This window comes from Plantibacter sp. H53 (assembly GCF_001650455.1).
GTDB classification, from domain to species: Bacteria; Actinomycetota; Actinomycetes; order Actinomycetales; family Microbacteriaceae; genus Plantibacter; species Plantibacter flavus_A.
Map to the genome: position 1 here is coordinate 1 of NZ_LWCT01000013.1, position 13783 is coordinate 13783.

The 13783-nt window shown below is 70.8% G+C and carries 8 protein-coding genes; 3 read left to right on the forward strand and 5 right to left on the reverse strand.

All coding sequences use genetic code 11. The features are described 5' to 3' along the window. Positions 1–418: 418 nt before the first annotated feature. Both A4X17_RS08125 and A4X17_RS08130 read right to left on the reverse strand, forming a co-directional pair. On the reverse strand, positions 419–670 hold the full coding sequence (locus tag A4X17_RS08125) for an acyl-CoA carboxylase subunit epsilon (protein WP_083397471.1): 252 nt from the start codon (positions 668–670) through the stop codon (positions 419–421). Continuing rightward, complete coding sequence (locus A4X17_RS08130) at positions 667–2268, reverse strand: acyl-CoA carboxylase subunit beta (RefSeq protein ID WP_064295169.1); 1602 nt, start codon at positions 2266–2268, stop codon at positions 667–669. The genes A4X17_RS08125 and A4X17_RS08130 overlap by 4 nt, the downstream gene beginning before the upstream one ends. Before the next feature lie 139 nt (positions 2269–2407). On the opposite strand from A4X17_RS08130, the gene A4X17_RS08135 reads away from it, so the two are divergent. Next, a complete protein-coding gene (locus A4X17_RS08135; protein ID WP_064295170.1) occupies positions 2408–3199 on the forward strand; it encodes a biotin--[acetyl-CoA-carboxylase] ligase in 792 nt (263 codons plus the stop codon). Here A4X17_RS08135 and A4X17_RS08140 read toward each other — a convergent pair. Continuing rightward, positions 3183–3995 carry an EI24 domain-containing protein gene (locus A4X17_RS08140; protein WP_064295171.1) on the reverse strand — a complete coding sequence of 271 codons (813 nt, stop codon included), beginning with the start codon at positions 3993–3995 and terminating at the stop codon, positions 3183–3185. The genes A4X17_RS08135 and A4X17_RS08140 overlap by 17 nt on opposite strands. A gap of 101 nt (positions 3996–4096) precedes the next feature. On the opposite strand from A4X17_RS08140, the gene A4X17_RS08145 reads away from it, so the two are divergent. Next, positions 4097–4654 carry a PH domain-containing protein gene (locus tag A4X17_RS08145; protein ID WP_231884331.1) on the forward strand — a complete coding sequence of 186 codons (558 nt, stop codon included), beginning with the start codon at positions 4097–4099 and terminating at the stop codon, positions 4652–4654. A 129-nt stretch (positions 4655–4783) separates the two neighbouring features. Further along, the gene (locus A4X17_RS08150; protein WP_064295173.1) at positions 4784–5929 is read left to right on the forward strand and encodes a 5-(carboxyamino)imidazole ribonucleotide synthase; all 1146 of its coding nucleotides are present in this window, start codon (positions 4784–4786) and stop codon (positions 5927–5929) included. A gap of 118 nt (positions 5930–6047) precedes the next feature. Here the strand turns inward: A4X17_RS08150 and A4X17_RS08155 are convergent, their stop codons facing one another. Together A4X17_RS08155 and A4X17_RS08160 are read right to left on the reverse strand one after the other, a co-directional pair. Continuing rightward, positions 6048–7880, reverse strand: a complete 1833-nt coding sequence (locus A4X17_RS08155; protein WP_082916047.1) for a sulfite reductase subunit alpha — start codon at positions 7878–7880, stop codon at positions 6048–6050. A gap of 23 nt (positions 7881–7903) precedes the next feature. Further along, a complete protein-coding gene (locus A4X17_RS08160; RefSeq protein WP_231884332.1) occupies positions 7904–13486 on the reverse strand; it encodes a glutamate synthase-related protein in 5583 nt (1860 codons plus the stop codon). Between the last annotated feature and the right edge of the window lie 297 nt (positions 13487–13783).

Consider the following 13783-nt stretch of genomic DNA (forward strand, 5'->3'; position numbering starts at 1 on the left):
GGGGCCCGGGGGAAGTCGCGCAGGGGGCGGGAGAGGTCAGCGGAGCGAGGGTTCTCTCTGTGCCCCTCGGCAAGCGCACGGACGGGAACGCATCCGAGCGCACCTCGCCCGGTCACTGAGCCTGTCGACGCGCCTGGTCCTGAACGAACGAAAGGAGGGCCAGCACCCGATGCTGGCCCTCCGTGACGTTCGTGGGTCAGAGCGGTAACCCGAATACCGCTCTGACCCGCCCCCGAACTCCTGCCCGCTTACCCTAGATGGAGCAGGAGCTGGTGAAGTGGTCTCGATGAGACTCAACTGTCGAGAATGATCATCCCCCATCAGGGGTACCCCCGACAGTCGGCACTATGGAGGACACGAACGGGGGACAGCACCGCGCGCCACGAGGGGCAACCGGTGGGTCGTCCGCCCAGGCGGCTCAGCCCGTGAACGCGCGCCAGTGTCCGGGGCCCGCGGTGATCCCCGTACGGAGGTTCCGCCTCGTCCGCTCCCACGTCGACGGGACACGGGGCGCCGGGGCGGTGTCGGCGTCGCGCAGCGCCTGTTCGGCGATCGCGACGCTCAGCACCGCGGTCAGCGCAGCCAGCTCCTCGTCTGTGGGCGCACCGCGCACGATCCGCAGATCGATCGACGACGGCTCGGTCGTGCTCGGCTCGGTGCCGGTGCTCACAGCGGGATGTTCCCGTGCTTCTTGGCGGGCAGGCTCGCACGCTTCGTCCGGAGTGCGCGGAGCGCCTTGATGACCGAGACCCGCGTCGCAGCCGGCTCGATGACGCCGTCCAGCTCGCCGCGCTCGGCGGCGAGGAACGGGCTCGCCACGTTGTAGGTGTACTCGTTCGCGAGGCGCGTGCGCACGGCGGCGACGTCCTCGCCGGCCTCCTCGGCCCGCTTGATCTCGCCGCGGTACAGGATGTTGACGGCGCCCTGGCCGCCCATGACCGCGATCTCGGCCGTGGGCCAGGCGAGGTTGATGTCGGCTCCGAGCTGCTTCGAGCCCATGACGATGTAGGCGCCGCCGTAGGCCTTACGCAGGATGACGGTCACCAGGGGCACCGTGGCCTCGGCGTAGGCGTAGAGGAGCTTCGCGCCGCGGCGGATGACGCCGGTCCACTCCTGGTCGGTGCCGGGCAGGTAGCCGGGGACGTCGACCAGGGTGAGGATCGGGATGCTGAACGCGTCGCAGAACCGGACGAACCGACTCGCCTTCTCGCCCGCTTCGATGTTGAGCGTCCCGGCCATCTGGGAGGGCTGGTTGGCGATGACACCGACCGACCGTCCCTCGACGCGCGCGAAACCGATGACGATGTTCGGCGCGAAGAGCGGCTGGACCTCGAGGAAGTCGGCGTCGTCGACGACGTGCTCGATGACGGTCTTCACGTCGTAGGGCTGATTCGGCGAGTCGGGGATGAGGGTGTTGAGTCGGCGGTCCTCGTCCGTCGTCTCCAGCTCCACCTCGACGTCGAAGACCGTGGCCTCGGACAGGTTGTTGTCGGGCAGGAAGCCGACGAGGGTCCGGGCGTAGTCGAGCGCGTCCGGCTCGTCGCTCGCGAGGTAGTGGGCGACGCCCGAGCGGGTGTTGTGCGTGTACCCGCCGCCGAGCTCCTCCATGCCGACGTCCTCGCCCGTGACGGTCTTGATGACGTCGGGGCCCGTGACGAACATCTGGCTGGTCTTGTCGACCATGATGACGAAATCGGTGAGTGCGGGGGAGTAGACGGCGCCGCCGGCCGCCGGACCCATGATGATGGAGATCTGCGGGATGACCCCGGAAGCCTGCGTGTTGCGTCGGAAGATCTCGCCGTACTTGCCGAGCGCGACGACGCCCTCCTGGATGCGCGCGCCGCCGGAGTCGAGCATGCCGATGATCGGGACGCCCGTCTTCAACGCGAGGTCCATGATCTTGATGATCTTGTCGCCGGCGACCTCACCGAGCGAACCGCCGAAGATGGTGAAGTCCTGCGAGTACACGGCGACCTGGCGGCCGTGGATGGTGCCGGTGCCGGTGACGACGGCATCGCCGTACGGCCGTGAGCGGTCCATGCCGAAGGCGGTCGTGCGGTGCCGCACGAACTCGTCGAGTTCGACGAAGCTGCCGTGATCGAGCAGCTGCTCGATGCGCTCCCGTGCGGTGAGCTTGCCCTTCCTGTGCTGCTTCTCGATGGCGGCTTCGCCGCTCGCCGTCACGGCCTCGTGATAGCGGTTCTTGAGGTCGGCGAGCTTCCCGGCCGTCGTGTACAGGTCAGGGCCGGAGGTGGTTTCGTCGGTCACGCTTTCACCTTACCCGGTGGTCCCCCGGCCGACCCGTTGACGATCGGGTACAAGCGGCGCGCCGATCCGTTGTCGGCATCGTCCAAGCACGCCGGTGGGCGACGCGGGCACCGACGACCGGCCTCAGTAGGGTTGTGCCATGGATCTGCCCCTCGCCGCCGCCCTCGTCCCACGCCTCGAGATCCTCGCCCACGCCGGCTCCACCAACGACGAACTCGCTCGACGCGTGCGCGAGGACGGCGGCGACGCATGGCCGGACCGCTCGGTCGTCGTCACCGACGACCAGCGCGGGGGACGAGGCCGCCTCGGTCGCGTGTGGACAGTGCCACCTGGCACGTCACTCGCCGTCTCGGTCCTGCTCCGGCCGGTCACTCCCTCGGGTGATCCGCTCCCGCTGCAGGCCTACGGCTGGCTCCCGCTCCTCGCGGGTGCGGCGCTCGCGGAGTCGCTCCGGGAGCTCGGGGTGCCCGCCGACGTGAAGTGGCCGAACGACGTGCTCATCGGCGGTCGGAAGGTGTCCGGCATCCTCGCCGAGCTGCTGCCGAGTGGGGACGCGGTGATCCTCGGGACCGGTGTCAACCTCCGTCAGCGTGCCGAGGAACTGCCGACCGACCGGTCCACCTCGCTCGCGCTCGCCGGTCTCGTCGATCCTGACCCGGACACCGTCCTCGTCGGCTACCTGCGCGCGTTCGGCACGCTGTACGACGCCTACCTGGCGGCGTCCGGTGACGCCGAGGCCAGCGGGCTCCGAGCTGCGGTCACCGAGCGATGCGTGACGTTGGACAGCTCGGTGCGGGTGGAACTCCCCGGCGGCGACGTCCTGACCGGGACGGCCGAGCGGATCGACGCCGACGGGCGGCTCGTCGTCCGACCGACCGACGGTGGTGCGCCGGTCGCGGTGGCGGCCGGCGACGTCACGCACGTGCGCTGAGCGTTCCCGCCTGTTCGGTGAGGGACCGGCGTGCGAGTACCGTCGCGCCGGAGACGGCTGCCGGCATGACCAGCACGGACAGGACCGGCACGAGGAAGAGGACCGCGACCGTCATCCCGAAGCCCAGGGTGCGGGCGCGTCTCCTCGCGAGGGTCCGGCGGCGGTCGCGCAACGACAATCCCCTCGCGTCGAACGCGTAGCCCGTCAGCTCGAGGGCGAGGAACCAACCGCTCATGGCGAGCCCGAGCACCGGGACCACCGTCTGGCCGATCACCGGGACGAAGCCGAGGAGGAAGAGGACGGCCGCCGTCGGGATGGTGAGCATGAGCAGGCCGAGTGCCCGGGTGACACCGGTGAGGAGTCCGCGCCAGGCGGACTCACCCGACTCCGGAGGAGCGTCGCCGAGGGTGCGTTCGACGTCGGCCCAGATCCGCTCGTAGAAGGGGTCGCCGACGAGGAGCGTCGCTGCGGCGTAGGCGTACAGCATCACCACGACGGCGACGGCCACCAATGCCACCGCTGCGGCCACCCGGATGGACGAGCGGTACGGCTCGTCCCAGGTGTCGGCGAACGGTGTCGCCCAGTCGACGATCGTGGCGGCGTTGACGCCGAGGAGGACGAGCAGCGCGATGAACACGACGCCCACGATCGCGGCGGGGACCATGCCGAGCAGCATGCGCTTTGGCGAGGTACCCCAGAGGCGGAACCCGCCGAAGAGGATGCCGATCCCCTCGAGGAACGACCCGACGACGCCGGGGTGCTGCGCCGTCGGTGCGGTGCTGTCGGCCGGTTTCACGCCTTCATGCTAGCCGGGCGGCCGATGTACGGATGCTCGGGATCGCCGACGGGCGGGGTGGGAGCAGGCGGCGGGTTGCCGCGACTGCTAAGAATGGGAGTATGGCTGATCCCGGTATGACGGGGCCGGGCAGGCCGGCTCCTCCCGCGGCGGCGACCGAACGTGTGGTCGCACGCCTGCGTCCGCATGCCCGGCGGCTCCTGCTCCCCGCCCTCCTGCTCATCGCGGTGAGCGGCGCCGGTGCGTACTTCTTCGGCTCGTTCGACCTCGAGTGGCAGAACTGGGCCGTCCTCATCGGCGGCGGGGTGATCGTGCTGGTCGCCTGCGTCCTGCCGTTCATCGCCTGGCTGTCGGTCCGCTACGTGATCACGACCCGGCGACTGATCGTCCGTCGCGGGTTCTTCGTGCGGACGCGCCAGGAGCTCTACCACGCCCGCGGCTACGGCATCACGGTGCACAAGAGCTGGGTGCAGAGCGCCTTCGGGAGCGGCAACGTCCGGGTGACGAGCGGTGGCGAGGTGCCGGTCGTCCTACGGGACGTCCCCGGTGCGGTCCTCGTCCAGAACGCCCTGCACGAGCTCGTCGCGGAGAACCAGAGCATCGCCGCGCCGTACCCGGCAGCACCGCCTCCGATGCAGCAGCCACCGGTCCGACGCTGACCGGTGCGGGGCGCGCCCGGCCGGTACGATGTTCGAGTCGGGGCACCCGCCGATCCGCCTCAGGATCCGCCCGTCCCGCCTGCCGAAACGAGACCCGCCGGCCGGTCGCCGGAGAGCTGGAGTGAACCCATGAGCATTCGCGTCGGAGTGATCGGCGGTGGTCAGCTGGCCAGGATGATGGTGCCCGCGGCCGTGAACCTCGGACTCGACATCCGGGTGCTCGCCGAGCAGGAGGGCATGTCTGCCCGGCTCGCCACCGTCGAGGTGGGCGACTACCGCGACGCCGACACGGTGCTCGCCTTCGCCGAGACGGTCGACGTCATCACCTTCGACCACGAGCACGTGCCACAGCACGTCCTGCGGGCGCTCGTCGATGCCGGTGTGCAGGTACACCCGGGACCGGACGCGCTCGCCGTCGCCCAGGACAAGCTGCTCATGCGCGAACGCCTCACGGAGCTCGGACTGCCGGTGCCCGACTGGGCGCGCGTGCACGATCAGGAGGAGCTCGCCGCCTTCCTCGCCGAGCACGGCGGGAAGGGCGTCGTGAAGACGCCACGTGGTGGCTACGACGGCAAGGGCGTCCGCGTCGTCCACGGACCGAACGAGGTCGACGACTGGTTCACAGCGCTCTCCGAGGACGCCAACGGCGGAGCACTGCTCGTCGAGGAGCTGGTGTCGTTCCGGCGCGAGCTCGCCCAGCTCGTCGCCCGGCGCCCGTCCGGCGAGGTGGTGCCGTGGCGCGTCGTCGAGACCGTCCAACTCGGCGGGGTGTGCAGCGAGGTCATCGCTCCGGCGCCCGGCTCGGCCGGTCGGCTCGCCGACACCGCGGAGGAGATCGCCGTGACCGTCGCGACCGCGCTCGGGGTGACGGGCGTCCTGGCCGTCGAACTCTTCGAGACCGACGACGACCGCCTGCTCATCAACGAACTCGCCATGCGTCCGCACAACAGCGGGCACTGGACGCAGGACGGCAGCGTCACGAGCCAGTTCGAGCAGCACCTGCGCGCCGTCCTCGACCTGCCCCTCGGCTGGACGGGCTGCCACCGCGATTGGACCGTCATGGTGAACGTTCTCGGCGGGCCCGCGGAAGGGACGCTCGACGACCGTTACCCGCAGGTCCTCGGTGCGCACCCGCTGGCGAAGGTGCACAACTACGGCAAGGACCCCCGCCCCGGGCGCAAGGTCGGCCACGTCAACGTCGCGGGCGACGATCTCGACGACGTCGTGTACGAGGCACGCGCCGCCGCGGCATTGCTTGGAGCCGAGAACGCCTGACCGCCCTTCGACAAGCTCAGGGGCCGGGTGAGGGCCTCAGGGACCGAGGGCTGGGCTCAGGGACCGATGACCGGTCCCTGAGCCTGTCGAAGGGCCTCGCCCTCGACCCCGGAGCGCCTCAGTACACGTCGCGGATATAGCGCTTCTCGCGCTTCAGCGTGTGCACGTACTCGGCCGCGGCCTCCGTCGAACGCCCGCCGTGTTCGGCGATGAGCTCGTGCAACGCCTGGTCGACGTCCTTCGCCATCCGTGAGGCGTCACCGCAGACGGCGAAGTGGCCGCCCTCTTCGAGCCAGGCGTAGAGCTCCTTGCCGTTCTCGCGCATCCGGGTCTGGACGTACACCTTCTCGCGCTGGTCGCGGGAGAACGCGAGGTCCAGACGGTCCAGCACCCCTCCGGTGAGCAGCTCGCCGAGTTCGTCCTCGTAGATGAAGTCGTGCGCGCGGTGCTGGTCGCCGAAGAACAGCCAGTTCCGACCCGTCGCCCCGCGCTCGCGGCGCTCCTGGAGGAACGAGCGGAACGGCGCGATCCCGGTTCCCGGGCCGACCATGATGAGCGGTGCATCGTCGTCCGACGGCACCCGGAAGCCCGCGTTCGCGGAGACGAAGATCCCGCTCGTGGCACCCTCCGCGACCCGGTCGGCGAGATGCGTCGACGCGACGCCGCCGTGCAGACGGTCGCCGACCGCGTACCGGACGCTCGCGACGGTGAGGTGCACGCGCCCGTCGGCCGCCAGCGGACTGGACGAGATCGAGTACGCGCGGTGCTGGAGCGGACGCAGCACGTCGAGGAGCGAGGCGGCGTCGAACCGGACCGCGGTGGAGCGCAGGAGGTCGAGGATGTCGCGGTCGCGCAACCAGGAGTCGAGCGTCTCCGCCTGGGCGAGCGCGAGGATCCCCGCCAGCTCCGAGTCCGGCGCGCGGTCGGCGAGCTCGGCCACGAGGTCCTTCGACGGGGTGCGGATCTCGAACCCGTGGGTGAGCCGGTCCGCCAGGGTCGAGCCGTCGACCGACTCGTCCGCGGTCGCGTCCAGTTCGGCGATGATGGCGTCGACGAGCGCCGGGTCGTTGCTCGGCATGACGCCGAGGGCGTCGCCGGCCGCGTATTCGATGCCGCTGTCGCCAAGGTCGAACTCGTAGTGCCGGATCTCCTTCGACGAGGCGGGCCCGGACAGGACGCGGTTGACGGCGAGGGTCGCGCCGTACGGCGTCTTGCGGGTCCACGGTGAACGCGTGCGGCCGGGCTTCTTCGCCGGTTTGGCCGCCGGCGCGGGAGCGGGTGCCGCATCGGCGTCCGTCGGGGCGAGGGCGCCGAACAGCGACAGCGCCTGCGTGGTCCACGCCGCGGCGGGCTCCTCGTAGTCGACGTCGCAGTCCACGCGGGCGAGGATGCGTTCCGCGCCGAGCTGCTCCAGACGCGTGTCGATGAGCTTGCCCGCCTGGCAGAACCCGTCGTATCCGGAGTCGCCGAGCGCGAGCACGGAGAACTTCAGGCCGTCGAGGCGTGGTGCGGTGCTCGCCTGAAGCGTCTCCCAGAACAGTTCGGCGTTGTCGGGCATCTCACCTTCGCCGTACGTGGAGGTGATGACGACGACGTGTCCCATCGTCGGGAGCCGGTCGACCTCGACGTCGTCGAGCCCGATCGTCGTCACCGCCACACCGTAGCCGGAGGCGGCTCGGCCGAGATCCTCCGCGATGGCCTCCGCGGTGCCCGTCTGCGTCCCGACGAGCACGTGCAGGGCGAGCTGCGGCGTGCGGCCACCTGCGTCGGTGGCGTCGATCGCGCTGGAGCGGACACCGGCCAGGAAACCGGCGAGCCAGACACGCTGCTCGGGGCTGAACGGTGCGTCCGCCGGGATGAACGGGTCGTCGGCGCTGCTGCCGAGCGCGGCGAGCGCCTCGAAGAGCACCGGGCTCGATCCGATCGCCGTCGGTGTCCGTGTCTCGGTCATGATCCCCTCCGGGCCGGGCGCGTTCATCGGCCACCCGCCAGCGTCAGTTCGGCCAGAGCGGCCGATGCAAGGAGTGCTTCGGTGCCACCGGTCACTGCGGATCGGGCACGGTTCTTGGCGTGCTGGTGCATGATCCACCCCGTGGTGCCCGGGTGGTCGATCGACCGCACGTTCCGCAGCCGCAGGGCCTCCGTGTAGTCGTGGAGTCGCTTCGCCGCGATCATGGCGGCGAGCGCCCCGTCGTCGTACCGTTCGAGCAGCTCTCGAGCCGCCCGCTGCACCCGCTGCATGACGAAGAAGTCCTCGGTGAGGATGAGCGTGCGCACGCTCGCCTGCACGAGCGGGTGCGACGGGTCGTCGACGCCGGGGGTGCGGGACAGCGCGACCTCCTGGGCGAGCTTCAGCACCGTGTAGCTCGTGAGGAGTGCGTAGACGTCCTGCGGGTCCGCCGCCGGTTCGCCGAGTCCGGGGGCACGACCGCCGCGGACCGGCCGGCGGTCGCGGTAGTCGAGCTTGAAGGTGCGGAGCTGCTGCGCCGCGAGGGCCGCGCCGAGCTCGTCGAGGAGTTCCTTCCGGCTCTTGGCCGCGAGGATCGCGTCGCTGTCCTGGTAGAGGAGCAGTGCGCGCGGCATGCCGAACACGAACTGGTGCCTCGCCGTGTCCCACTCGGCGAGCAACCGGGAGGCGAGCGGCGAACCGGTCGCCTCGACGTGCCATTCCAGCAGCAGGAGCACGGCGGCCTCGTGGAACGCGGCCTGCTCGCCCTCGGTGATCGATCCGAGGAGGAGCGAGTCCGCGCTGACCTTGCTCGGCAGTTCGCCCCGCGGGTCGTACTGGTAGACGAAGCCACCGCTCATCCCGTTGCCGAAGCCGATACCGAAGCCGCCGAGGTTCAGCACGGCGCCGTTGGTCATGTACTCGCAGGCGTAGTCGCCGACGCCTTCGACGACCGCGGTTGCGCCCGAGTTGCGGACGGCGAAGCGGTCGCCGGCCTCGCCCTGGACGAAGGTGCGTCCGCCGGTCGCCCCGAAGAGCGCGAAGTTGCCGATGAGGACGTTGCCGCCGTCCTCCGAGCTGCCGCCGCCGGGGGAGAGGATCGCGATGGTGCCACCGGAGGCGCTCTTCCCGACGCCGTCGTTGCAGGTGCCGGTGTGCCGCCAGTGCAGGCCGTCGACGCAGAACGCCGCGTACGACTGCCCCGCGGAGTGTTCGGTACGGATGGTCACGGTGTCGGCGGCGAGCGAACGGTGGCCGCGGTCGTCGGTGACGACGGACGGGATCGCCGCCGCCTGGGCGTCGTCGAGCTCGTGGTTGAGGATGCGCTCGAGGTCGATCGCGAGCTGCCCGCCCACGGAACGCCAGCGGTTGCCGAGGCGGATCCCGCCGTCGGCGTCCTCGGCTCCGAGGTCGAGCGTCGTCCGGCCGTCGTCGAAGAGTCCTGCCCGTACCCGCTCGATGAGGGCGTCGTCGAGCGTGAAGTCCTTCTCCAGGTAGACGGGGTCGGTGACGACGACCTCGGGGACGACCGCGAGCATGGCCCGCAGGTCGAGGTCCGCGACGGCGGCCGGGTGGTCGACGAGGTGGAGGAGGTCGGTGCGACCGCGGGCTTCGCGGAGCGAGCGGAGGCCGAGGATGGCGAGCCGCTCGCGGACGTCGTGCGCGATGTTCAGGAGGTACTGCGCGAGCGCGCGTGGGTCGCCGTCGAAGGTCTCCGGGTTGGTCGTGAGACCGGCCGGACACTTCACGTTGCAGTTCTTCGCCATGACGCACTTGAGCATCATGAGCGCGGTGGTCCCGAACTCGAAGCTGTCGCCGCCGAGCAGGGCGGAGATGACGACGTCGCGACCGGTCTGGTGCGCGCCGGAGCAGCGCAGGGTGACCTTCGACCGCAGACCGTTCGCGCTGAGGGCCTGGTGGACCTCGGCGATGCCGATCTCGGCGCTGCGTCCGGCGTACTTGAGGCTCGTCACGGCGGCTGCGCCGGTCCCTCCGGTGTTGCCGGCCACGTTGATGACGTCGGCACCGGCCTTGGCGACGCCGACGGCGATCGTGCCGATGCCCTCGGAGGAGACGAGCTTGACGACGACGCGGACCCGTGCCGCCTTGCAGTCGTGGATGAGCTGCGCGAGGTCCTCGATCGAGTAGGTGTCGTGGTGCGGTGGCGGCGAGACGAGCTCGATGCCGGGCGTGCCACCCCGGGCGGCGGCGATGTCCACCGTCACCTTGGGAGCCGGGAGCTGACCGCCCTCGCCGGGCTTGGCGCCCTGGCCGATCTTGATCTCGAGCTCCTGGAGCATCGGGTCGGCGAGGTAGCCGGCCCAGACGCCGAAGCGCCCGGAGGCGAACTGCTTGATGCGTGAGCCGCGGATGGTCCCGTAGCGGGACAGGTGTTCGCCGCCCTCGCCACTGTTCGACATCCCACCGACCATGTTGGTGCCGTGGGCCACCGCCTCGTGGGCGGTCGCCACGAGCGCGCCGTGGCTCATCGCCCCGGATGCGAGGGATCGGGTGATTTCGCTCGCCGGCTGGACGAGGTCGGTCGAGATGCTCTCGGCACCCTCGACGAGCATCGAGAAGTAGTCGTCGGCGGACCCCGTCGCCTCGACGATGAGGTCGCCACCGGAGATCCAGTGCCCCGTCACCTCGCCACCGAAGCGGTGGACGTAGTACTCGCCGAGCGCCGAGACCCGCGTGAGGTCGCCCGCGAGCGGTCCCGTGAGCTGCAGCCGGTGCCGCCCCTGTTCGGTCCGCGTCGCGCGCAGGCCGCGGACGACGATCGAGGAGTTGCCGACGGGGCCGAGCCGATCGAGCTCGCGCGCGAACTCCTCCGGGGTGGTCAGCCGGGTGATGTCCTCCGGCAGCACGAGCACGTCGCGGAGGGCGGCCGGGCGACGGCGCCGCTCGGTGGTCATCGACTGGACGAAGGAGCGGTAGCCGGGCGTGATGGTGAAGGCGTCGATCTCGTCGTCGTCGAGGGCGTCGAAGGAGGTGTGCTGGTAGGCGTCGTCGTCGATCCCGAACGCGTCCTCGAGGTTCCCGATGGTGTGGAGGCGCAGCGGGTCGTCGCCGAGCATGCCGCCGTCGCGGTCGACGGCGGTCGTGCCCGCTCGCGGCAGCTGCACGGGCTCCTCGGTGAGGTCGACGAAGCCGCGGACCGCGGTCGTCCCGTAGGAGTGGCCGGCGCCCTCGGCGCGTTCCTTGAACAGGCCGAGGAGCGGGACGTCCGCGTCGCTCGACGTCGTCAGGGCGCGCTGGTGCCAGGCGCTCGCCGTCCGGGCGATCCCGGCGAACCCGACGCCGCCGACGGGGGCGCGGAGGTGCGGGAAGGCGCGCGCGAGCACGGGGTCGCTCGTGTCGAGGTAGTTCGGCTCGAAGAACTCGCCGCCGATGTAGCTCTCGACGGTGCACAGGCCGACCCGACCCATGGTCTTCAGGAGCGACTTCTCGGCGGCGTACGCGAACCGTCGGAACGCGGCTTCCACGTCGTCGGGGTGCTGCTGTTCGGCGCGGAGACGGACCGCGAGCGGGTGCACCGCCGATGCACCGAAGCCGAGGGCGGAGGCGACGTGGTGCGAGGACGGCAGCTGGCCGCTGTCGACCACGAGCGACACGCGGAGCCGGAGGCCGTCGTCGATGAGTCGCTGGTTGACGGCCGCCACGACGAGGATGAGCGGCAGGGCAGCACCCTCCGCGTGGACGCCGCGGTCGCTGAGGATCGCGATGCCGCCGTTCTCTGCGGCGAACCCGGCGACCTCCGCGGCCACGCGCTCGACGGCGGCCTCGAGCGCGTCGGCGTTCGCCTGCGCGTCCACCTCGGGCCGGTAGAGGATGTCGAACCACGCGACCGGCGACTCGTGCTGAGCGCTGAGGCGCCGCAGTTCGTCTTCGCTGACGATGGGGGATCGGAGGACGAGCTGCTTCGTGCCGACCGTGCCGCTACCGGGCTTCGGACCGAGCGCGACCCGCAGGGTCATGCCGTCAGCCTCACGGATGCTGTCGAGCGGCGGGTTGGTCACCTGGGCGAAGCGCTGGGAGAAGTACTTCGCCAGGCCGCCCTCCTGGTCGGACAGGGCGTTGATGGCGTTGCCGTAGCCCATCGCCGAGATCCGCTCCTTGCCCGAGGCGAGCATCGGGTCCGTCATGAACCGGAAGCTCTCCTGGTTGAGGGAGTAGGCGACGTAGCGCTGCACCTGACTCAGCCCACCGCGGTAGGCGAACGCGTCGTCCGCCGAGGCCGTCGGTGCCGACACCGGGACGCCCCGGTCCTCGAGCGCGTCGAGGTCGGTGGCCGATGCGGCGAGCATCGCCGGGTAGTCCTTGCGTGCCGCGAGGAGCTCGAGCGCCTCGCCCGTTCGGAGGCGCGTGCCCGTGCGGTGGTCGTAGGCGAGCATGCCACCGGCCTCGATGCGACCGCGGTGGACCACCTCGTCGTCCGGGAACGGCAGCTGCCCCGCCTCGGAGGTGACGCAGAGGTAGTCCGCCGTCTCGACGCTGCGCAGTGGGCGCAGGCCGAGGCGGTCGAGCCGGGCGCCCACGGTCGTGCCGTCGTTGAAGATGAGGGCGGCCGGGCCGTCGTTCTTCTCCTCGACGAGCGAGAAGTACTCGAGCATCGCCCGAACCTCGCGGCTCAGCGTGCGATCGTTCTCCCAGGCCGGGGGCATGACCGATACGACCGCCTCGAGCAGTTCGAGGCCGTCCTCGACGACGCGGCTGTGCAGCGTCTGGTCGAGGCGCGAGCTGTCCGACTGACCCCTGGCCCGGATGATCTTCCGGCCCCGCGATGCCGCCAGCGCCGTCTCGGACAGACGGTTCTTGCGGTCGGTGTTGAGCTCGCCGTTGTGCGCCATGAGGCGGAAGGGCTGCGCCATCGACGGGTGGGGAGCGGTGTTCGTCGAGAACCTGGTGTGGAAGGCGAGGGTCCTCACCCGGTGCAGGGGGTCGGCCAGGTCGGCGAAGTAGGGGATGACCTCGCCGGAGTTGAGGCGTCCCTTCAGGACCTGCGTGCGCGTGCTGAGCGACAGCGGGTACAGGCCGTCGAGGGTGAGGTCCGTGTAGGCGGTGGCCTCGATCGCGAGCAGGGCCGCGTGCGCGCGCCGGTCGAGGTCCTCCGTGGAGGCGTCGTCCGACGGCTCGAAGATCCACTGCCGGATCGGCAGCTGGTACTGCACGGCCTTCGGGCGCAGGACGGCGTCGACCGTCGGCACGGCACGCGTGAGCAGCACGGTGAAGCCGGCCTCGGCGAGCGAGCGTTCGATGAGCGCCTCGGCGTCGCCGATCCGACCGTGGTCGACCGGGAGGAAGACGTTCGCGACGCCGAACCGCCCGGCGACGAGCGGCTTGCCGACGAGGGAGCTGAAGAAGTCGACCGAGAGGTCGATCTGCACGCCCGCTCCGTCGCCGACACCCTCGGAGGACATGCCGCCGCGGTGGGGGATGGCGCACAGGGCGGTGTCGCCGAGGGCGATGACGTCGTGGCTCTGCACGCCGTCCTTACGGGTGATGAAGCCGACGCCGCAGTCGCTCTTGTCGGTCTGGCGATCGACGAGGTCGGGCAGGGGCGATGGTGCTGCGGTGCGCGGGCGCGGTGGAACGGAAGACGAGATCACGACGGGGTACCCCTCGGAATGCGGGCGCTGGACGGCCCGGAGACGGTGAGATGACGGGACCGGATCTACGTCGCTGGAGGGTGGGTCCGTGTCGACGCGGGCGCTGGGTGCGGCGGCCGTCGTCTGCATGAATGGAGGTGTTCCGATCCTAACCGGGCCGTCCGGCCCACTCAACCGTAACGAGCCGAACCCGGCCGATCGGCGTAGGCTGGGTGTTTCCGGTACGTATGGGACACGCCGTGAGCGCTCCGGCGGCTCCCGTCGACGGCCCATCGCGCAGCGCCCGGATGCGCTGCG